General features: G+C 45.5%; 20 protein-coding genes. 12 read left to right on the top strand and 8 right to left on the bottom strand.

Annotated features, from left to right (window positions below; translation table 11 throughout):
• Nucleotides 1-22 precede the first annotated feature (22 nt).
• Nucleotides 23-499: a hypothetical protein gene (locus ACN0QW_RS08910; protein ID WP_417430683.1), complete on the top strand. Its 477-nt coding sequence runs from the start codon at nt 23-25 to the stop codon at nt 497-499.
• A gap of 64 nt (nt 500-563) precedes the next feature.
• On the opposite strand, the gene ACN0QW_RS08905 is transcribed toward ACN0QW_RS08910, so the two are convergent.
• The 5 genes from ACN0QW_RS08905 to tsaD form a co-directional block, all read right to left on the bottom strand.
• Nucleotides 564-980 carry an EVE domain-containing protein gene (locus ACN0QW_RS08905; protein ID WP_417430681.1) on the bottom strand — a complete coding sequence of 139 codons (417 nt, stop codon included), beginning with the start codon at nt 978-980 and terminating at the stop codon, nt 564-566.
• Nucleotides 981-1069: 89 nt separating this feature from the next.
• On the bottom strand, nt 1070-1750 hold the full coding sequence (locus tag ACN0QW_RS08900) for a tetratricopeptide repeat protein (RefSeq protein ID WP_417430679.1): 681 nt from the start codon (nt 1748-1750) through the stop codon (nt 1070-1072).
• An 86-nt stretch (nt 1751-1836) separates the two neighbouring features.
• Complete coding sequence (locus tag ACN0QW_RS08895; protein WP_417430677.1) at nt 1837-2118, bottom strand: YciI family protein; 282 nt, start codon at nt 2116-2118, stop codon at nt 1837-1839.
• A gap of 42 nt (nt 2119-2160) precedes the next feature.
• Nucleotides 2161-3165, bottom strand: a complete 1005-nt coding sequence (locus ACN0QW_RS08890) for an NAD(P)H-dependent glycerol-3-phosphate dehydrogenase (protein WP_417430675.1) — start codon at nt 3163-3165, stop codon at nt 2161-2163.
• On the bottom strand, nt 3162-4244 hold the full coding sequence (tsaD, locus tag ACN0QW_RS08885) for a tRNA (adenosine(37)-N6)-threonylcarbamoyltransferase complex transferase subunit TsaD (protein ID WP_417430945.1): 1083 nt from the start codon (nt 4242-4244) through the stop codon (nt 3162-3164). The genes ACN0QW_RS08890 and tsaD overlap by 4 nt, the downstream gene beginning before the upstream one ends.
• A gap of 291 nt (nt 4245-4535) precedes the next feature.
• Between tsaD and ACN0QW_RS08880 the strand changes: the two genes are divergently transcribed.
• From ACN0QW_RS08880 to ACN0QW_RS08860, 5 genes are all read left to right on the top strand, one after another.
• Nucleotides 4536-5411 carry an alpha/beta hydrolase family esterase gene (locus ACN0QW_RS08880; RefSeq protein WP_417430673.1) on the top strand — a complete coding sequence of 292 codons (876 nt, stop codon included), beginning with the start codon at nt 4536-4538 and terminating at the stop codon, nt 5409-5411.
• Between the two features lie 205 nt (nt 5412-5616).
• The gene (gene hemC / locus ACN0QW_RS08875) at nt 5617-6567 is read left to right on the top strand and encodes a hydroxymethylbilane synthase (RefSeq protein WP_417430671.1); all 951 of its coding nucleotides are present in this window, start codon (nt 5617-5619) and stop codon (nt 6565-6567) included.
• A gap of 29 nt (nt 6568-6596) precedes the next feature.
• A complete protein-coding gene (locus tag ACN0QW_RS08870; RefSeq protein ID WP_417430669.1) occupies nt 6597-7310 on the top strand; it encodes a uroporphyrinogen-III synthase in 714 nt (237 codons plus the stop codon).
• Nucleotides 7311-7412: 102 nt separating this feature from the next.
• The gene (locus ACN0QW_RS08865) at nt 7413-9065 is read left to right on the top strand and encodes a COG4223 family protein (protein ID WP_417430667.1); all 1653 of its coding nucleotides are present in this window, start codon (nt 7413-7415) and stop codon (nt 9063-9065) included.
• The gene (locus ACN0QW_RS08860; protein WP_417430665.1) at nt 9065-10516 is read left to right on the top strand and encodes a heme biosynthesis protein HemY; all 1452 of its coding nucleotides are present in this window, start codon (nt 9065-9067) and stop codon (nt 10514-10516) included. The genes ACN0QW_RS08865 and ACN0QW_RS08860 overlap by 1 nt, the downstream gene beginning before the upstream one ends.
• 196 nt (nt 10517-10712) lie before the next feature.
• Here the strand turns inward: ACN0QW_RS08860 and ACN0QW_RS08855 are convergent, their stop codons facing one another.
• Both ACN0QW_RS08855 and ACN0QW_RS08850 read right to left on the bottom strand, forming a co-directional pair.
• A complete protein-coding gene (locus tag ACN0QW_RS08855; RefSeq protein ID WP_417430663.1) occupies nt 10713-11147 on the bottom strand; it encodes a nuclear transport factor 2 family protein in 435 nt (144 codons plus the stop codon).
• Between the two features lie 52 nt (nt 11148-11199).
• Nucleotides 11200-11835 (bottom strand): DUF1826 domain-containing protein, encoded by a 636-nt coding sequence (locus tag ACN0QW_RS08850; RefSeq protein ID WP_417430661.1) that lies wholly within the window; start codon nt 11833-11835, stop codon nt 11200-11202.
• Between the two features lie 421 nt (nt 11836-12256).
• On the opposite strand from ACN0QW_RS08850, the gene ACN0QW_RS08845 reads away from it, so the two are divergent.
• From ACN0QW_RS08845 to ACN0QW_RS08820, 6 genes are all read left to right on the top strand, one after another.
• Entirely contained in the window at nt 12257-12802 is a 546-nt protein-coding gene (locus ACN0QW_RS08845; protein ID WP_417430659.1) for a hypothetical protein, read from the top strand.
• Nucleotides 12803-13249: 447 nt separating this feature from the next.
• A complete protein-coding gene (locus ACN0QW_RS08840) occupies nt 13250-14458 on the top strand; it encodes a M24 family metallopeptidase (RefSeq protein ID WP_417430657.1) in 1209 nt (402 codons plus the stop codon).
• 219 nt (nt 14459-14677) lie between these two features.
• On the top strand, nt 14678-15163 hold the full coding sequence (locus ACN0QW_RS08835) for a carboxymuconolactone decarboxylase family protein (RefSeq protein ID WP_417430655.1): 486 nt from the start codon (nt 14678-14680) through the stop codon (nt 15161-15163).
• Between the two features lie 18 nt (nt 15164-15181).
• Nucleotides 15182-16111 carry an RNA polymerase sigma factor SigJ gene (gene sigJ / locus ACN0QW_RS08830; protein ID WP_417430653.1) on the top strand — a complete coding sequence of 310 codons (930 nt, stop codon included), beginning with the start codon at nt 15182-15184 and terminating at the stop codon, nt 16109-16111.
• Nucleotides 16112-16246: 135 nt separating this feature from the next.
• A complete protein-coding gene (locus ACN0QW_RS08825) occupies nt 16247-17113 on the top strand; it encodes a LysR substrate-binding domain-containing protein (RefSeq protein WP_417430651.1) in 867 nt (288 codons plus the stop codon).
• Nucleotides 17114-17272: 159 nt separating this feature from the next.
• The gene (locus ACN0QW_RS08820) at nt 17273-19264 is read left to right on the top strand and encodes an acetoacetate--CoA ligase (protein WP_417430649.1); all 1992 of its coding nucleotides are present in this window, start codon (nt 17273-17275) and stop codon (nt 19262-19264) included.
• Nucleotides 19265-19360: 96 nt separating this feature from the next.
• Here the strand turns inward: ACN0QW_RS08820 and ACN0QW_RS08815 are convergent, their stop codons facing one another.
• Entirely contained in the window at nt 19361-21274 is a 1914-nt protein-coding gene (locus tag ACN0QW_RS08815; protein WP_417430647.1) for an MOSC N-terminal beta barrel domain-containing protein, read from the bottom strand.
• Nucleotides 21275-21374 lie beyond the last annotated feature (100 nt).

Raw genomic sequence — 21374 nt, 5'->3', positions numbered from 1 at the left:
CAGAAATATACAGGACGTAAAAGTGGAAGTGAAATTGCATATGCCAACCAACAATCTGAAGCCAAAGGTACCATCAGAGGGTGGTCCTGAACTTGAGGATATCGTTGAGAAAGCAGAACGGGCACTTTCAAATATGGAAGATGACTATGAAATTTTGGTTAGCGAAGAAGTCGCACGTATTTCTAAGTTTCTTCAGATCGCAAAAAAGGATACCACTAAAGCTGCTGATTGCATAAAAGAAATCCATACCGTGAGCCATAATATCAAGGGGCAGGCAGCAACATTTAGCTATCCGCTTTTGACGATGGCGGCAAAGTCACTGTGTCATTTTATCCAGGAAAATGCAGCAGCAGGTGAGCGTCTGGATTTGATAGAAGTGCATGTGAATACGATGCGCGTCATTATTTCACAAAAAATCAAAGGCAATGGCCGTGAAGAGGATCAGGGATTGATAACGGCTTTGGAAGAAGCAGTTGGTAAGGTTTTAGCGAAAGATTAGATCGGTTTATCTAATCCAGATCGGGCGATTCATCTAGTATCATAGCTTTGAATCTTTCGCTTGTTTAAGTAGGCTTTGTATCTCCCATACCACATATGATGTTCCACTCTTTATCCTTTACGGGCATGACGGAAAGACGTGATTGTTTGATAAGAGCCATGTCCTGCAATTCGGGATGAGCTTTGATTTCTTCCAAACTGACAGGCGTGGTCATGGGGTAAAGCGTTTTGACATCGACCATTCCAAAGCGCCCTGATTTATCCGTATAGTCCGGATAGTATTCTTTACAAACCTCTATGATCCCGACGATCTTCTTCTCTTTGACAGAGTGATAGAAAAATACGCGATCCCCTATCTTCATCGCCTTCATATTGTTCGATGCTTGGTAGTTGCGAACACCATCCCAGTGCTCAATATTTTTGGCAACCTGATCCTCCCATGACCAGCTACCGGGTTCTGTCTTCATTAGCCAATATGCCAAAGCATGCTCCTAGATGATTTTGTCGTAAAGTGAAGCTGCGTTGAGTCTAGTGCAATTTTGCATGAGATTATGCTTAAAAAATATTAGGTTTATTTTGATTGCGTACTTTCACAGGCGTGCTCATCACCTAGATCACAGGCTTTTTTTATTAGCATTTGGGCATTTTTAATATCTTTAGTTACACCGATGCCATGATAATAAAGCTGCCCTAGGCCATAGCACCCTTGACCGTTTTTTTCTTTACAACTTTTTTTAAACAGAGATGAGGCCTTATTGAAATCCTTTTTGACTCCTCTGCCAAGAATGTACATTGTAGCAAGCCCATTACATCCATATGTGTTCTTACCATCACAAGATTTTTTTAACAGGTTGAAAGCGATATTATCATCCGGTTCTACATCTTGTCCATTTAAGTAAGCACTTCCCAAAACAAAGCACATTTCTGCATTTTCTCTATCGCAACCAAGCCTTAAAATCGGGATCAGGTTTTCTTTAAAACCCCGTTCTTCATGGATTGCTGCGATAAGGGCAATACAGGCTGCTAAATCTTCATTTTCACAAGATTTTAGGTAGTAGGAAAAAGCTTTTTCATCACTTTGTGTAACGCCTTTACCAATCATGTACATTGCGCCAACTATTGTGCAACTATAATTATCGCCGCTATCGCAGGATGCTTTATAAGTCTTAAAATCAGCTTCTTTTTCAGAAGCAATAGCGTTGATTGAAAAGCTGAAGATGAATAGAGAACAAAATACTGCAATTTTGATCATTGATGGATTCTTTAGAATTAAGAATGGAGAAACAGCATAGCTAAATATTCTAAAGCAATGCTGTTTAATCCTGTAGCTTCGTGAACTTACTTCGGCAGTGCCTGTTTCCAAGGGGTGATGGTCACTTGCTCAAACAGGCCTGCTTTATTGTAGGGATCGTTGAGGGCGAATTCTTGAGCTGCGGTATCATCATCAAATTCGAGGATCAGCAGGCTACCGGTCATGCTTTCGTAATCAGCGCCTAGTGTCGGACCTGCCACAACAATATGGTCGATGAATTTGTTGAGGTATTCCAGATGGGCTGGACGGTTTTCGGCGCGGACGTGGGCGTGATCTTTTTTATCGACACATGAAAAGATAAATTTCATTGGATATTTCCCTAATATTAGTGAATCAAAGTGTTGAATATTTTATGCCTCTGCCTTTTGAGGGCGGGCGAGAAGTTGGGCGATTGTTGCGTCAATATTTGCATCATTATGAAGGATATCGCAAACAGCATGACAAATTGGCATGTCTATAGATAGTTTTTGGGCGAGTTTTGTTACCGACTTGCTGGAGCTTAAACCCTCGGCGACCGTAATTCGACCTTTTAGGTAATTTTCTATCGAGATACCTTCACCCAAGGCTTTACCAAGTGCATAGTTTCTGGATTGTGTGGCTGTGCAGGTCAGGGTCAGATCACCCATCCCCGATAGCCCCATAAGGGTTTCCCGTCGCCCGCCTTTTGCAAGGCCAAGTTTCACAATTTCAAATAAACCGCGAGTGATCAGGGCCGCACGAGCATTGTCACCTAGTTTTTTGCCCTCGACGATGCCACAGGCAATCGCGATCACATTTTTTACTGCACCGCCAATCTCGGCCCCGATAGGATCAAGAGATTGGTAAATTCTAAAGGAGCGATTATTGAGTGTTAGGGATAAACTTTTACCCAGATTTTCATCTGCACAGGCAAGTGTAACTGCGGTTGGCAGCTTGTTGGCAACTTCAATGGCAAAGGTTGGGCCCGAGAGCACGGCAAGAGGATTTTTCGGGAGGATCTCTGCAATCATCTCGGTCATGAGGAGGCCGCTTTTGATTTCAACACCTTTGGTGCAAAGAACAAGTGGTGTGTTTGGGTTGATCTGATCCTTACTGGCTTTTAGTACAGAGCCTAAGTGTTGAGAAGGCACGACCAGTAAGAGAACGTCACAGTTCTGAAGGTTGGATGTTTCTGTTGTTGCTGTGATTCTAGGGTTAAGGTCGGCGCCCTTCAGGTAGAGTTTGTTTTCGTGATCGTTGTTAATATCAGAAACAACGTTCTCATTGCGGGACCAGAGAATAACATCATTTCCTGCCTCAGCCGCGACAGCGGCCAGAGCAGTACCCCATGCCCCAGACCCGAGAACACCAATTTTTTTCGCCGGCTGTTCTGTCATGACTTTGCGGTATCTACCCCCGTGAGTTGATCAAGCGGCCAACGCGGACGAGGGGCGAAGTCCAACGAGTCTGTCAGGCCGAGACGCAAACGCTCTAACCCGGCCCACGCAATCATAACACCGTTATCTGTACAGAGCTTAACCGGTGGAGCCAGTAAGCTGGTGTTATAGGTATCTGTCAGTTCTGTAAGGCGGGCTCGTAGTGCCAAGTTTGCCGCAACCCCGCCCGCGACGACCAATGGTCCTGGTTGGCCATAGGTATCCTGAAAGATATCCATGGCTTTTTTACAACGATCAACAAGTACATCGCCGACGGCCAGTTGGAACGAAGCCGCAAGATCGGCTTTGTCTTGGGTGCTTAGGTTCGCAATATCTGCTTCTTCGCTTCTTTCGTTACTGGCGCACTCAAGGATCTGTTTGCGCATGGCAGTTTTTAAACCTGAAAAAGAAAAGTCGCACCCCGGACGCCCTTTCATCGGGCGCGGCAGATCAAAACGTTTGGGATCACCGTTTTTGGCAATCTGCTCGATCATAGGGCCCCCCGGGTAGGGAAGACCCATCATCTTAGCTGTTTTATCAAAAGCTTCGCCCACGGCATCATCAATGGTGCCGCCCAGTCGGGTGTAACGTCCCACATCTTCTACGGCGAGGAGCTGGCAATGCCCACCAGAGACGAGAAGAAGAAGGTAGGGAAAGCTGGCGGCTTCTTTTTCTGTCAGGCGGGCGGTTAACGCATGCCCTTCGAGATGGTTAACCGCAAGGAAAGGCAGTTTGCGTGCAGCCGCGATTGCCTTGGCTGTCATGACACCGACAAAAACACCACCGATCAGGCCAGGACCTGCTGTTGCCGCGATACCATCTAACTGATCAAAATCTAGGTTGGCCTCTTCCAGCGCGGATCTGATGAGGCGATCAAGGTGGTTCATGTGACTGCGCGCGGCAATTTCAGGAACGACACCGCCATAGGGCTTGTGTTCTTCTAGCTGGGTAAGAACCTTGTTGGCGAGAATATTGTGGTTACTATCAACAATGGCCGCTGCTGTTTCATCACAGCTGGTTTCAATACCAAGTACTTTTATGTTTTTTAAATGGACCATGCTTTTCAATTCGACTGAGTAATAAGAGAGACAATCTCTCATTTTCAGTCCAGCTTTTTAGTTCAAAATCTTTCTGTAGAAAATACCATTAGCAGCGTTTCGGCAAGGTTTGACTGTTTAAATCTTAGTTAATCCGCTTTTCACGATAAAAAAGCTCTCTTTTTAGCGGGCATAACTAAAAGTTGTTTTCCTGTGAGGTGGAAAAGTCGTCAAGCTCGCCTAATTGATAAATAAGCGGGGTTTGACGATACCGCGTTTTCAGTTGGAGATTTTATGAAACGAATTGAAGCTCTTGTTGTTATTGGACTGTTGCTCGGTGGATTATTTCTCGCTTCCCTATCTCAAGCTGCGAGCCCGCAAGTAAAGGCAGGCTCAAAGGTAGAGGAAAGAGTTCTCGGGTCAGGGCGCTATATCACAGTTATGCCAGAAGCTAAAAATGAAGCTGAAAACGAAGCCGAAGCGCCGTATCCGACACTGTTTTATTATCACGGCTATGGGCAGAGCGCAGATCTTGTGCTGAAGAATAATGCTTTATTGAAATTGGCTGCTTCACGAGGGGTGATGCTCGTTATTCCCGATGGTCTCAATCGTAGTTGGTCGAATGTCGGAGCACCGAGCGAAAGACGTGATGAAATTTCCTTTACCAGTGATATTCTAAGTGATGTGAAGTCTCGGCATAAGCTTGATAAAGATCGTTTATGGGTTTCAGGTTTTTCCCAAGGTGGGTCAATGGCTTGGGATGTTGCTTGTTATATGGGCGAAGAATTTTCTGCCTTCTTTCCGGTTGCTGGCTCATTCTGGCGTCCCCATCCCGTTGCGTGTGAAAACCCAGTAAACATACGTCATATTCACGGGGTATCAGATCGTGTTGTGCCGATGACAGGGCGACCTATCGGTGCGCGGTGGCACCAAGGTGATGTCAAAACAGGCGTGCGTATCTGGCAAGAAACAAATCGTTGTGAAGGTGATCCCGAAGTTGTTTCCCTTGATGATATGTCCTGCGAAATATGGCGGGGATGTGCAACGGGAAAAGAAATGGAGTTATGTCTCCACAAAGGCGGGCATAACATTAAAATGAAATGGTTAGCTCAAGGAATGGATTGGGCTGAAGGTTTGAAAAATATAACAGCGGGCCAAGAAAACCAGTGAGATGATTTCAATCATTCGTATCTACGGCACTTTTATATTCTGAAGGTATCGTTATGGGAAGATCGGCTCTGCGTCGGTTCGCCGCGTGATTTACTCTCACCATAAGAATTGTCGAAACGGGACTGAAAGAGTAAGGTGCGCGTGATCGAATTTTCTTTGGATAAATTCTTTTTTTCAGACTCACAGAAACGTATGGCAATAATTTATGACTGATAATCCTATTCTTCGTCTTGGTACCCGGGGAAGCCCCCTTGCTTTAGCTCAAGCTTTTGAAGTTAAACGCCTGTTGCAAGAGGTCCATTCTGATTTAAAGGATGATGAGTCGGTCGAGGTTGTGGTGATTAATACCACTGGCGATAAGATTCAAGATCGGGCGTTGTCTGCAATTGGTGGTAAGGGCCTTTTTACCAAAGAGATTGAAGACGGTCTTCAGGATGGCAGCATTGATATTGCAGTACATTCTATGAAAGATGTGCCGACGTGGTTGCCTGATGGGTTGGAAATTTCCACAGTTCTGGAGCGGGAAGATCCCCGTGATGCACTTTTCTCTTCGAAAGCCAACTCACTGGCAGAGCTTCCGAAAGGTGCTATTGTTGGTTCTGCTTCTTTGCGCAGACAGGCCCAGATCAAAGCAAAACGCCCAGACATTGAAGTTATTACCTTTCGTGGCTCAGTTCAGACTAGACTACGTAAACTGGAAGAAGGGCAAGTTGATGCTACACTGCTTGCTGTTGCTGGCCTGAATAGACTGAAACAATCCGACTTGATCACGGCAGCACTTTCAACCGAAGAAATGTTGCCAGCCCCGGCACAAGGTGCTGTCGGGCTAGAGGTAAGAAAGGGTGATGATCGTATTCGTGCCTATGTTGATGCCATCCATCATGAACCGACGATGCAACGAATTACCGCCGAACGGGCTTGCCTCGCGGAACTTGATGGATCTTGTCGAACACCAATTGCTGCTCTTGCTGAAATAGAAGGCGATGAGCTTTATCTTCGTACGATGCTAGCAGCGACAGATGGTAGTAAAATATTCACAACAGAGCGGCGTGGCCCGATATCATCGGCTGAGGAAATGGGGCGCTCTGCAGGACGAGACCTAAAAGAGCAGGCTGGTCAAGAATTTTTCAAAATATTGGAAGTGCAGCAGTCTTGATTTGTCCTTGATTCGTTATAGAGGTCGTTATGATCACTCACCTTGTTACGCGTCCACAAGCAGATCAGGAACCTTTTGCTTCTGAACTTCGTCTGTTGGGGCGCGAGGTGTGTTTTGATGCCGTTTTTGACATTGTGTTTCAAAATTCTGCTGAACTAGATCTTTCTGACGTACAGGCTGTTCTTTTTACTTCTGCAAATGGTGTACGTGCTTATCAACTGAATAGTAAAGATCGTTCATTTCCAGCGCTTTGTGTTGGGGAAAGTTCTGCTGAAGCCGCGCGTGAGTGTGGATTCGAAACGGTTTATTCTGCCAAGGGTGATGTGGGTGATTTAGCGAAGCTGGTTCAGGAAAAACTGAGCACAAAAAAGGGTGTTTTATTACATCCTGCAGCGTCAAAAATAGCAGGGGATCTTCAGGTGGATCTTGACCAGTTTGGTTATTTTTATCGTCGTGAAGTTTTGTACGAAGCCATGTCATCCAAAGTGTTGCTTAAGCAAACAAAAAAATTATTAAAAGAAAATAAAATCAACGAGATAAGCTTTTTTTCGCCACGTTCTTCCAAGGTGTTCTTGGCATTGGTATCCCAAGAGAATTTAGTGTCCAGTCTAGAGGGCTTAATCATCTATTGTTTGAGCAACGCGGTTGCCGATTGCTTTGAGCAAATACGCGGGGTTAAGGTTTTGGTATCAGAACAGCCAAACAGGGCTGATATGATAAAGTTAATCGCCTCAAACAAATAAGTGTACGTACGTACTAGATTTTACCTTAACTCTGGCGCATAGTTTCCTTAATCACGTGTTTCGATCGTTTGGATCTACACAATCTGGATAACAGAGGATGCTATGGCCAGCAAACAGGGCGACAAATCAAACAAACCGACAACAGGTTCTTCTGTAAAAGATGAAAACAAATCGCTTGATAAAGAAGCGGTTACGGAAAGTCCAACACAGGAAATTATTAATGCCTTTGGTGGTTTGAGGCCCTTGGCCAGCAAACTTGGCATTGCTGTTAGCACCGTCCAAGGTTGGAAAGAGCGCGATTCAATTCCTTCTGCTCGCCATGAAGATATACTAAGAGCCGCGGCAAAAGCGAAAATTACACTTGATGTGCTTCGGGTTCGCGAAAGTGATCTTTTACTTTCAGATGAAGCAGAACAAGGCGCTTCGAGTGATCTTGGCTCAAATAGTTCCAGTGGTAAGTCCGATATAAAGTCGCCTCTTAAAGCGTCGAGCGCTATACCGGTGTCCGGGTCAAAGGCAGCTGTCGGCGATAAGAATGATGACGCTCAGGCAAACACGGGTGTTGAAAAAGATAATGGTATCGGTCAGGGACTAAACAAAGCTGATGAACTGCTCTCTGATACGCAAACCGTTGCGGTTGTTAAAAAGGGCGGAAGTCTGAACAGCTTCTTCTACGGGGTTGGCTTCTGTGCTCTGGCCATGGCAGCTGCCGTTTTCTTTCGAAGTGAGTGGTTACCCCTTGTTGAGAAAATTCCGACATTTGGGGGCGAAGCGGAAACAACAAGTGTCAGTTCTTTGGAAGAGCGAATCGTCGACTTGGAGCAAGATGTTTTCAATGCGCAAAGCAAGATCATTGATCAAAATCGTTTTCTAGCGCTTTCAGAAACAGTACGGACGCTAAAACTTCAGCAATCAGAGCTGGAACGGCAGCTCAATGACCTGACCGACGGTGGAGTGGTTGTCACATCCAGTGATGCAGATAAGGATTTGGTTGAGGCCCTGAGAACCGAGCTGGAGCAAACACGCCAACGCATGGATGCTATCGAGAGTACGGGATTTGCCTCATCTTCCGTTGGGGACAGTTCTGACGGGGCCTCTGTTCAACAATTGGCGTCTATTCGAACACAAATGAACGCTTTGATCTTAGAAGTTGCAAGCCTTAAGTCTGGGGACGCAGTTCCTTCTCAGTCATTGGTTGGAGGTCCTGCAACGGGTGATGTTTATCTTGCGCTTGGGGTTCTGCAGTTACGTGATGCTTTACGCGGATCTGGCCCTTTCGTGAAAGAACTGGATCTTGTCCGCGCTGTTGCGCCGGAAAACAGCACTATTCGTGAACTGGTGTCTCCGCTTTCTTCGTTTGCAGCTGTCGGCTTGCCTAGTTTGACTGATCTGCGGGCGAGTTTCCCATCAGCTGCACGCGATGCGCTTTCGGCTGATAAGATTGCGGGCGGGCAAACCTGGGTTGATAAAGCCATCGGCCGGGTAACAGATGTGGTTTCCATACGTCCAATTGATATCCTTGACGGACAGGGGACTTCCAGTGTTCTGGCTCGTGCAGAAAATTATCTGAAAGATGGTGATCTATCGGGTGCTTTGCAGGAACTCGAAAATCTCACTTCTGCAGCGACCTCTGGCATGGAAAATTGGCTTTTGTTGGCCAAGCAACGTCGAGAAGGCGAACAAATCAGTCAACAACTGGCGTTGCTTTTGATCGGTGTCACGGCACAGGGTAGCGGTGCCGGAGGTATTGAATAATGAAAAAAACACTGATTTATTTTCTTAAGCTGGCAATTGTTCTAACGATTGTCATATGGATTGCGAATCGTCCTGGTCTGGTTTCTGTAGATTGGATTGGGTACCGTCTGGAAACAACAGTTGGAGTGCTTTTCCTTGCTGCTGCTGCGTTGGCTATATCTGCCGCATTTCTTTATCGGTTTTGGCGTAGTCTTATCAACGCGCCAGCACTGTTTGGCCAGGCCCGGCAAGATAATCGCAAGAAACGTGGGTATAAAGCTTTGACCCACGGCATGGTTGCTGTGGCCGCTGGCGAAGCCGATACGGCCCTTGCGATGGCCCGAAAAGCGGAGAATTTGTTATCAGATGAACCGCCTTTGACCATGCTTTTGTCTGCTCAAGCTGCACAGTTGCAAGGTAATGAGGAAGCTGCGACCAATTACTTCAAAGCTATGTTGGAAGACAAGGAGACCCGTTTTCTCGGGTTACGTGGGCTTTTGATGCAAGCCCAACGGCGTGGTGATTTTACCGAGGCGCTGGAGCTTGCCAAACAAGCACATGCCTTGAGCCCCAAAACGCCTTGGGTTCAGGAAAGTTTGTTTGAGCTTTCGGAAGCAACGGGGCAATTTGCAATTGCGGATCAGGCGTTGAAAGAAGGGGCCAAGACGAAAAATCTTGCTCCTGCTGAAGCGGCGCGAAAACGGGCTGTTGTAAAGTTACAGCAAGCTTTGAAAGTAAATGATCAGGGGGATCTCCTGGCTTCGTTGGCTTTCGCTAAAGAGGCCTACAAACTCGCGCCTGATCTGGTACCAGCTGTGGCATTCCTGGCTGAGGCTTATAATCGTGCCGGGCGAATCAAGGATGCTGAAAAAACATTGAAAAAAGCGTGGGGCAAACAGCCTCACCGTGATCTAGCCCGTGTCTTCCTAACCCTTTGGCCTTCTGAAAGTAACGTTGAGCGAGCCAAGCGTTTGGGCCAGATGGTTGCTCAGAATAAAGATCATTATGAAAGTCATATTGCCTTGGCCGAAGCTAATTTAGCAGCGAAGTTGTGGGGTGAAGCACGCCGTCACCTGAAGCAGGCATCTGATCAAGGTGGTCCTAGCCGGTTGGTCTGTCGTTTGATGGGGAGATTGGAACAGGAAGAACATGGAGACAGTCGCGCTGCTGCAGAGTGGTTTGAAAAATCAGAAACGGCGCTTATTGCGCATAACTGGGTTTGTGAATCTTGTGGAGCGATTGCTGAAAATTGGCAAGCTCATTGTGGTGATTGTGGCTCTTTTGATTCCCTTGCCTGGAAACGTCCGACAGTATTAACGGAGGAAAATGCTCTTGTGTCGAAGGGATCTGAGCCAAAAGGTGTTAGGAAAGAAGCAGGTACATCTTTGGTGTTAGAGAATACTGAAAGCAATGAAATTGTGATCGCTAAGCCAACAGCAATTGAAGGGGCCGCAAGAGAGACAGGTGCTTAGATCTTGTTTTGAAAGGTTATTATTTTAAGAAAAGAAGTTATTTCTGAGGGTGTAAACTCAACGTGATGACTTCTTTTTTTGTTTCTTCATCATCAGTCGCGGATATCCCGGTTAAAAACTTTGCAACCCGCCACTTTAATATAAAGAGTATAAAACAACATTTGTCGATCCACTATCGCTCAAGCAAACAGCACTCCTAGATAAACTGTGATGAGTGATGACCAGTAATTAGCCATGTGCTGTTGATGCATTCGAACGTGAAAATAAAACGTGCCGGAATGGTTTGTCTGCTTTTATCAACAGCAAATGTAAACGTATAGTGTCCGCTCAGGACAACAGTTTTCTGATTGTGATTGGATCGTGCATACCACTCGTCGACACGACAGTTTAGATCAGGGTTTCCAAGTAGCATTTCGAAATAGAGGCAACGGTCCTGTGTGGTTGAGCAGATTTTATTTTGCAAGGTTGGCACGAGAAAGGCGTCTTCTGCGTATAGTGCCAAAACCGTATCGATATCGTGCGTTGATACAGCCTCTACCCAGCGTAGAAACACGGTGTGTGCTTTGTCGATAGCTGAGGGGGTGGTCACCACAACGCTGTGATTTTGTTGAGACTGTCTTTCTTTGGGCATGTGATGTTTCTCAGCCGGAGTGGTATTTGAATACGTAAAACGGCCACAGAGCTTAATGATTAACAATTTCAGGTTTATAGTCTGAACCCGGGTCTATCGCGAGCAACAAACGGGTTTCTCCAGTTCCTATGATTGGTGGAGAACGGTGCTGCAGCGTGGTTTCTTCCTTTCCAAGCCAACGAGCGCCACGCAGTAAAATAGCATCTCCTGCAGACACAGTGATTGGTGTGTCTTCAGCACCTCGTTGCGCGATCTGAGTACCCCTTCCGCGATATGTACAAAGCATGCGGGCGGTCATATTGTCGACATGGAATTTACGGCAAGCGTTTGTATTCACAGGTTCGATCCGAACATGAAGTAAAGAACTCTCCATGATTTCGCTCATAATGAATCCTAGTGCAGCGATATCCCCAGCCAACATATCGCGATGCTTGCCGGGTGGTGTATGCGACAGGTCGCAAGCTGCATGGATGCTTTTTTCAAGTGCGTCTACGGTTACTAGGCTCCGAAATTGTGGCAAGTTTTCCGGGTTGAGTTCTCTGATCCAGTCCGAAAAATCTAATGCTAGTTCTCGTTGCCAGACAGCTGCTGCAACACCACGCTGTTGGATATGTGACAGTGTTGATGCGTCGCTTCCTTGCACCATAACGTCAGCTTCGGTGTGGGTGAGGGATTTAGTCAACTGCATTTTTATGCCTTACCGCTCAGGCCTCTCAAGAGACCGAGCTTTTCATCAATGTTTTGAGTTTTAGTCTTTGGGGGTGTGTCATTGCGTAACTCTAAATATATGTAATGATATAACATTACATATATTTAGACAAGGTTCCAAAGTGGCCAAAGTTTATTACCCACTAATAAGATGAAAAATCACGATCTTTCGGTATTCTATTTTTCTGAATCTGATACCTCGGCTTAGCAGGCTGTATCTTGCAACGTTGAGCTATGTTCTTTTTACAAGTAACTCAAACCCTTAACGATAGACGGAGAAGGTCCAGTAAAATAATGTTTTCTCATCAAATGACTTAAATAAAACACCATAAGTTAGGTGTTTTATTAATTATTGATATTTATCATATGTTTATCAGAAAAAATCTTTGAGAGTTAGTCTAGTGGATAAGCGTCCTTTTCTACCAGTTTTGATTTTTGTAAGTATATTTTTTATTGCGGTTTCAAAGGCCTATGCTGATGTAAGCTCTGTCAGTTTTTTCAAAGAAAATTTAGAGACCTCTATTAGCAATAAACGTGTGCTTATGGTTAAGAAGGGAGAGGAAATTTCAAAATTCAGAACCGTGGATCTTGAAAAATTACCTCTCTATGAAGTTTCACTGCCGCCAATCTGGGAGAATGAGGCTGGACCATATCAAGGAGTATTATTGCCAGATATTCTAAGAGCCTCGGGAATATCAGATGCTAGACAAGTTAGAATGGTTGCTTTAGGTGGCTATGCAATTGATTTGATCCTTGCGAAGTGGCCTGCGAGTTGTCTGTTTGTCGCGACACGATATCAGTCTCGTGAGATCAGAGTTGAGAAGAAGGGACCGATCCGCCTTCTATTGCCTTGTATGATCAAGGAAATAGAAGGCGAAATGAATTATAGGAAAATTTCGACTGTAAATTGGATCTGGAATCTAAAAGAGATTCACGTACTCGACTGATGTTAATACAGAATAATTTTCGATAATTTTATCTTTCCTGTTTGTATGAATAAGGCGCTCATATTTGCTTATCGAACAGATGGGTTAAATTATAAGCTATTGTTTTTATTTGCTATTAAACGTAATAGCCTTAAGTCTTTAAAGTATATAAAATTTTACACAAAATTAGCCTAATAAATTCTTGTTGCGCAGTGGTTGTTTTTTGGCCTAAGCAGGGGCGTTACAGTGATTGTGAGCAGATATCGCCTCTCACAATCCGTTTGCGCTTGAGCCGCAACTTTTCCCTTAAAAGATTGCTGGCTTGCGTATCGAGGGTCGCCTTCCCCCGAAGGTGGCCCTCATTCATTTTCATTATTAATGTTTGAATTCATATTATAAATTATTTTTATAAATTTTTTTTTGATACCAATAGGATGAAAATTAATTCCCCTACTATTGGAGTCAGCAATGGAACGCACACTGCGCATCCGTAACGGAGAAAAAGTACGAGGCACATTTTCCAGATCAGAAATGGAACGCCGTATCAGTAACCTACGTCGACATATGGCTGATAATGATATCGATGCCGTGGTTTTAACCTCTTATCACAATATCAATTATTATAATGACTTTGTGTACTGTGCCTTCGGGCGTCCTTACGGTCTGATTGTCACACAGGATAAACATATCTCTGTAACGGCGAATATTGATGGTGCGCAGCCGTGGAGACGTAGCTTTGATGACAACGTCATCTATACGGATTGGCAAAAAGATAATTATTTCTTTGCGATTAAGGATGAGCTGTCGGGACGAAACCTGAGCCGTGTAGGACTGGAATTCGATCATATTAACATCGATAACAAAAACAAAATGGCTGCGGCTCTTGGTAGTCCGGAGTTTGTTGATATCGGTGCATCGACAATGCGGATGCGGATGATAAAATCCGCCGAAGAAATCGAGATTATTAAACATGGTGCAGCGACGGCTGATATTGGCGGGGCGGCCTGTGCAGAAGCGATTGCTGTGGGCGTTCCTGAGCATGAGGTTGCTCTTCACTCAACACAGGCAATGATCCGTCATATTGCTAAGATTTTCCCCGATGCAGAGCTTATGGATACCTGGACATGGTTTCAGTCAGGAATCAATACAGACGGTGCCCATAATCCCGTGACCAGCAGGAAGATTGAATCGGGTGATATCCTGAGCTTGAACTGCTTTCCGATGATTGCCGGATACTATACTGCGCTAGAGAGAACGTTGTTTGCCGAGTATGCGTCCGATGCGCATATGAAATACTGGAAAGTCAACGTTGAAGTTCACGAAGCAGGTCTGAATTTGATTAAACCCGGTGTTCGTTGCTGTGATATTGCGCTTGAGCTCAATGAAATCTTCAAAAAGCACGATATGTTGCAGTATCGGACTTTTGGGTATGGCCACTCTTTCGGAACGTTGAGCCATTACTATGGTCGTGAAGCGGGACTGGAACTTCGTGAAGATGTCGAAACTGTCCTGGAACCGGGTATGGTCGTTTCTATGGAACCAATGATCATGATCGAAGAAGGTAATCCCAGTGCTGGCGGTTACCGTGAACATGATATTCTGGTTGTGGGTGAAAATGGTGCTGAAAACATTACTAAATTCCCTTACGGTCCGGAGCACAACATTATCAGTAAATAAATACCTTTCCTTGTTTGGAAACTCCATTTTGGAGGTTCTGATGTCTCAAACTTTAAACCCGGTATATTGGTGCCGGGTTTTCTTTTGATCATATTTTTGAAATAACCAGATTTTTGAAATAACCAGATTTTTGAAATAAATAGAACATCCGTGTCACATTACGTGTTCATCAAGCGTCATATTCCTGAAAGCTACTCTAAGAACAGCAAAGGAAACACGATGATGACAACGTCTTCTGGGCCTCTTTCTTCTAAGTCTCTGGCTTCTGTGTCTCTGGCATCTGAAAAACCCGTTATGCATGAAAAAAATGACCCAAAACTAATAGGGTATCTAGGCCAGATTCATGTGATGATGGCAGAGCGTGGTTTAGAACATTCTTTGTCTGCACTCATTGAATTACGGGCATCCCAAATAAATCAATGTGCCTATTGTGTTAATATGCATATATCTGACGCGCGAAAAGCCGGAGTTAGTCAGGACAAGCTGGATAAAGTGATTGTCTGGCGTCATGTGGACGTATTTTCTGAACCAGAGCGGGCCGCGTTGGCGTGGACCGAAGCGTTGACAACATTGGACCTAAAAATAAATTATGCGAAACTTCGTTCTGAGTTACGGCGATATTTTTCTGACAAGGAAATCACGTTAATTACGACAGATATCGGGATGATCAATTTGTGGAACCGCATACAGATATCCAAGCATTGATATGATGAGGTTCATATAATGCTTGAAAATAAAACACCTGAAAATAAAACAGATGCATTTGAGCTATCGCGTCCCAGGCTTATGGGGCTCGCGTATCGCTTGTTGGGGTCTGTAAGTGATGCACAGGATATTGTGCAGGACACCTATTTGAAATGGGTCTCTTATTCTGGCCCGGAGATCGAAAATCCTGTCGGTTGGTTATCACGCGTTTGTACAAACCGTTGTCTGGATCAACTGAAGTCGGCCCGTCATCAAAGACTGGATTACGTTGGCTCGTGGATACCGGATCAAATTCAAACGGAATTTGAAGCCAGTGCGGAAGAGAAGATAGAAATAGCTTCGTCTTTGACAACAGCCTTTCTTTTGTTGTTGGAAAGACTGACGCCAAAGGAGAGGGCGGCATACCTGCTACACGATGTATTTTCGATGCCGTTTGACGAGGTGGCAAGCGTGCTAGATATGCAACCGGCAAATTGCCGTAAGTTGGCAACACGGGCCCGAAACTATGTGGCAAAAAATAATGTGCGGCATGTGCCGGAAAAACAACACCAAGAAAAATTGTTAGAAGCTTTTCAGCAGGCGATCCGAACTGGAGATGTTGACGATCTGGGAACCATGTTACGGGCAGATAGTGATTTGCGCGCGGATAGTGGTGGCAAAGTGCAGGCTGTGCGCGATGTCATTGTTGGTCATAACGCGATTTGCCGATTTATTGAAGATATTCTATCGCATGCATGGCGAGACATGACGATTATGACTCAAGTACTGAATGGTACTTTGGGGTTGGTGATTGTGGAGGAGGGTAAAGTGCATGCGGCACTATCATTCGGATATGACGCAAAGGGACAGATAAGCCAAATATACATCATGCGGCATCCGGGAAAGCTGAAACAAATGATTTCAGCCAAAGGAATTCTGTCAAAATCAGGAGCTATATCTTGGGAGTGATATTCTTTTTTAGCTCTCCATCCGGTGCAAAAACTCGTTGACGGCGAACAGGCTTTGTTCCTGTCTAAAATATTGATAAGCTTTATCTTGTCCATAAAACGAACCTAGGTTGCCAGATAATGTGTTTTTCGCGCCATGATTAATGTCCCCACTGATCTGTTACGTACCTTCTCTACTGTGAACGATTTGGGAAGCATAACTCGCGCAGCAGAGACATTGGGACGTTCTCAACCTGCGATAAGTCTTCAACTACAACGGCTGGAAGATTTGTTGGAAATATCGCTTTTTAACCGGAGCGGGCGAAAGATTACACTCACTGAAGAGGGGGAAATTCTGCGCGGATATGCCAAACAAATCCTTGCGCTGAATGATGAGGTTATCTCCAGATTGAAAACCCCGAAAGTCGGGGGCGTTGTCAGGGTCGGTTTGCCAAATGATTTTGCGGTTTCTCTGTTGCCGACAATCCTAGGCGGATTTACCAGTGCCCACGACGGAATCACGCTGGAAGTTGATTGCGGGATCAGTCGTGATCTTATTCAGTCCGTGGACAAGAATGAGTACGATGTGGTCATTGCCCTTTGTTCGGATACACCGTCACCTTCGTTGGCCAAAACATGGTCTGATCGTCTGGCATGGGTCGGCAACGGGGATGCAGCATTGTTATCGCAAGATACCTTGCCTCTGATTGTCTATCCGCAGGGCTGTATCTATCGTCAGAGATCAGTGGATGCGCTGAACAGAGCCGGAAAGAAATGGCGCATATCTTATTCCAGTCCTAGTCAATCAGGTATCGAAGCCGCGGTAAAGGCAGGCTTGGGTCTGACTGTTTTGTCTGAAAAAACAGTGCCGGGCAGTCTGGAAGTCGTGCCTGTGGAGAACGGTTATCCGGGGTTGGTAGATGTCGAAGTCGGTCTGTTTTATCGTCAGGGAAACTTAAGTGAAGCCGGGCTGCGGTTGGTCAACTATATCACGGCGTCTATGGATGAGATTCATAAGGAATAAGCACAAAAGTATCTGTTCACTTTTTATCGTAACTTTGATTAGTGGCCCGCTCAACGCGCGCATCTATATCCCATCCCTTGACGGTTGGTGTGCGGTGCAGCATAAATGATCGCTAGTCTAAATCGACACATAAAAAAATATCAGGGAGCGACAGGCGATATGACTTCAGTGACCAAACCACAGTGGGTACCAAGCGAAGATCGTGTGCAAAATGCGATTGTCACCGATTTTATGGCCTGGCTGAATCAACAGAATAGAACAAAGGTGAATAATTTTGCTGATCTGCATAAATGGTCAGTAGAGAATATCGCCGATTTTTGGTCCGCGGCCTGGGATTATTTTGATCTCTCTGGCGAAAAGGGCGGTCATGTTTATACGCGTAATGATCAGGATATTAAATCAAGCGCATGGTTTTCTCAGTCAAAAATCAACTTTGCTGAAAACTTGCTGCGTCATCGCGGTGATCAGGATGCTATCGTTTTCTGGGGCGAAAAAGGACGTCAGAGATCACTAAGTAGAGATGATTTGTACAATGAAGTTTCCCGCCTTGCTCAAGCGCTGAAAGCACAGGGTGTTGGACCTGGTGATCGTGTTGCCGGATTGATGCCGAATATGCCGGAAGCCATTATCGCGATGCTTGCAACAACTGCCGTCGGTGGTGTTTGGTCCTCGGCTTCACCGGATTTTGGTGCACAGGGTATTCTGGATCGCTTTGGCCAGATTGAACCAAAAGTTTTAATCGCTCCTGATAGTTATGATTATAATCTGAAAAATCACGATGTTTTGGGCAAGGTTACAGAGGTTGTGAAAGAGATCCCAGCGATTGAAAAGATTGTTGTAATCTCTTGGTCGGGTGCGGATCTGGATCTATCCAGATTGCCAAAGGCGATCGATATGCGGGATTTTGTCGGTCCTTTCCAGCCCACAGAAATAGCCTTCTCCAGACAGGGGTTTGATCATCCTCTGTATATTATGTTCTCTTCGGGGACGACGGGGGTGCCCAAGTGTATTGTTCACCGTGCAGGTGGCGCGTTGATGAAGCAGTTGGTTGAGCACAAGTTCCACGGTGATTTGAAAGAAAATGATCGCCTGTTTTATTTCACCACCTGTGGGTGGATGATGTGGAACTGGTTTGCCGCCGGATTGGGCTGTGGCGCAACATTGATCTGCTATGATGGATCGCCGTTTGCGGGCAGTCCAACAATTCTATTCGATCTGGCGGAACAGGAAAAGGTGACCCATTTTGGGACGTCACCCAAGTATCTGGATACCTTGAAAAAAGCAGGTGAAAGCCCAATCCAAAATTATAAATTACCAGCACTTCGGGCGATTTATTCTACCGGGTCCCCCCTGTTACCCGAAGGATTTGATTTTGTTTACGAGCATGTGAAAAAAGATGTTCAGCTGGCATCGATTGCTGGCGGAACAGATATTCTGGGCTGTTTTATGCTTGGAAACCCTATTGGGCCTGTGTATCGCGGGGAAATCCAAACACCTGCGTTAGGCTGTGCGGTTTCTGCCTTTAGCGATGAGGGCAAGCCTGTGTCTGATGCCAAGTCAGATGACGGTTCCAATGAGCGGGGTGAATTGGTTTGTACGGAACCTTTCCCATCCATGCCGCTTTGCTTTTGGGGGGATGAAGATGGGGCACGCTATAACAAAGCTTATTTTGAACGCTTTGATAATATCTGGACCCATGGTGACTTTCTGGAAGTTACGGAAAATGGCGGCTTGATTATCCATGGTCGTTCTGATGCGACGCTTAACCCCGGCGGCGTGCGCATCGGTACTGCTGAGATCTACCGTCAGGTCGAAACACTGGAAGAAATTCGTGAAGCTATTGTCGTTGGTCAAAACTGGGACGGCGATGTGCGGGTGGTTCTCTGCGTTATTTTGCAGGATGGTGTTGAAGGCCTTAGTGAGGAGCTGATCAAGAAAATAAAAACTAGAATCAGAACCGGTTGTACACCGCGCCACGTTCCGGCAAAGGTTGTTGCAGTTTCAGATATACCGCGAACAAGATCGGGTAAAATCACCGAGCTGGCTGTACGTGATATTATTAATGGACGGGAAGTTGGCAACAAGGAAGCGCTGGCTAATCCAGAGGCCTTGGATCTTTACCGTAATATTCCGGTATTACAGCAAGATTAAAGGGATATATATTCTCAGGCATCCATTGTGCTTATGTACAATGGATGCCTGCATTTATTTCCATCTTAACTGATTATTTGTACCGGTCCTGTTTGCTTACAGATCGACTTCGATATCGCTTTTGGCAAAGCTACAGCAGGCGAGAAAGAGGTTGTTTTCTGTGTCTTCCTCACTTAACCCCATCGCATTGGGTGCTGTAATCTCGCCAGTTTTTAACTCGCTTTTACAGGTGCCACACAGTCCACCTCGACAGCTGTAGGGAATATCAATCCCCGCAGCTTCTGCCGCATCGAGAACGGATTGATTCCCCTTTATTTCCGCAGTCATACCCGATTTAGAAAAGTGGATTGAATAGCTTGCAGCTGATCCATCTTCTGGTGGCAGAGTTGGTTCTATGGTGAAGCTTTCTTGATTGTATTGTTCTTTTGGCAGGCCATTGTTCATCAAGTGCGTTTGCACAGTTTCCATAAACTGATCAGGGCCGCAGACGAATACATCGCGCTCAATATAGTCGGGGCAAACTTCCTTTAATATCTTTGGCGAGATTCGGCCCTTAATACCGTGTTCTGCCAAATGAGAGGAAGGAAGACCCTGTGTTGTGTTGTAGGATAGTTCTAGCTGGGGAAACTGCTTTGAAAGCAAGGATAGCTCCGACCAAGCAATCAAGTCATCAATAGTATGGCCGGAATGGTGGAAATGGATGTCATAATCCAGCCCTGTATCCGTGATGAACCGGGTCATGGAAAGCATGGGGGTGATGCCTGACCCGCCAGAAATCATCAGAATTTTTTTCTTCTGGGTTTCTTTTAAGTGGAAAACGCCAGCCGGACCGATTGCTTCCAGACTGGATCCAACAGCAACGTGATCGTGCAGCCAATTGGAAACACGTCCGCCATTAACCCGTTTGACTGTAATTGTAATCGTATCCGGGCGTGATGGTGTGGAGGAAATGGTATAGCAACGGCTAACGATTTCGCCGTTAATTGGAATATGGAGAGTCAGAAACTGACCGGGTTGATGGGAAAAACGTCTTACCGGATCAGACGTGAATTTAAAAGTTTTCACATCTTTGGTTTCGTCTATGACCTGTACGCACCTCAGCAATATGGGGGCTTGGTCAAAAGTTTCTGCTGGCCTAGGCTTCAGGTGAGCGGTAATGCGCGCTGATTTTGGTTTCCAATTATCAATGTAATGTGGTTTGGACTTGGTTTTTAGTATTTCGACAGGATCACCAACTTGAATGGTTCCTGTATTCAAGGGAATCATGTTTTCCCCGAAAATGACGTCTTTTCCACCCTGAACTTGGCGAAATTCGGTGAGCGTTTTTAGAGGCTCAAGAACTTTATCTGCGGCATGGGCAAAGGGATCAACCGTTGTAAAAACACAGCGCGCGCAGGGTTTAGGCAATTCGAATCTTACATCGCCAATCCTGATTAAGGACCAGCCATCTTCCTCGAAAGGCAAGGTGCCACTAACTGTAATGTTCGGGCGGAAATTAGCCATTGAAACAGGGGCAAGTAAACGCCTGTTTAACTCGTTTAATGAGCTATTTGCGGTGATGAGAATTGGAAAGCCGTCAGCAAATCCGACATCGTTCTCTGGATGTTGCTTGATAAAGCGTTCAGACCTGTTGCCGAAATAGAGCAGTTTCATTGGCTCTCCGAGAAGATCACTTATCCATTTATCGGCTTGAGCACCACATTCCTGTCCGATCAGATCCGTACCCCAAACATTACTGTTTTGATATGTATCAGTGAAGCTTTCCGGATTTAGGAGGATGGGCTCTTTGTCTTCATGAGACAAAGTTAAAAGAGCCCCCTGATAGGTGCAGATAATCGCTGTGATTTTTGGGTGTGTTCGCCCAGTAACAAAGGTCCCGTCGGGTTTTGTGATCAGGTATCGACGATCCCCAGCCAGGCCCGCAGTCAGCACAGAAGCCTTGGGCATTGAGATAGCGGCAACAGATTTAACGGGATAAATCAGGAGATCACTGACAACTATTTTAGACATTATAAGGCCTTTTATAGGGGCTGATTGGTAAGAAAGTTGATGATAGTGATCTGTTTCAAAGGAGAACAGGGCTAGATGTTAGAAATATTTTTTAAATATT

It is taken from the genome of Kiloniella sp., from assembly GCF_048259265.1.
Classification (GTDB): domain Bacteria; phylum Pseudomonadota; class Alphaproteobacteria; order Kiloniellales; family Kiloniellaceae; genus Kiloniella.
The sequence above is the reverse complement of the archived record's forward strand: the minus strand, read 5'-3'. Positions and strand labels throughout refer to the sequence as shown.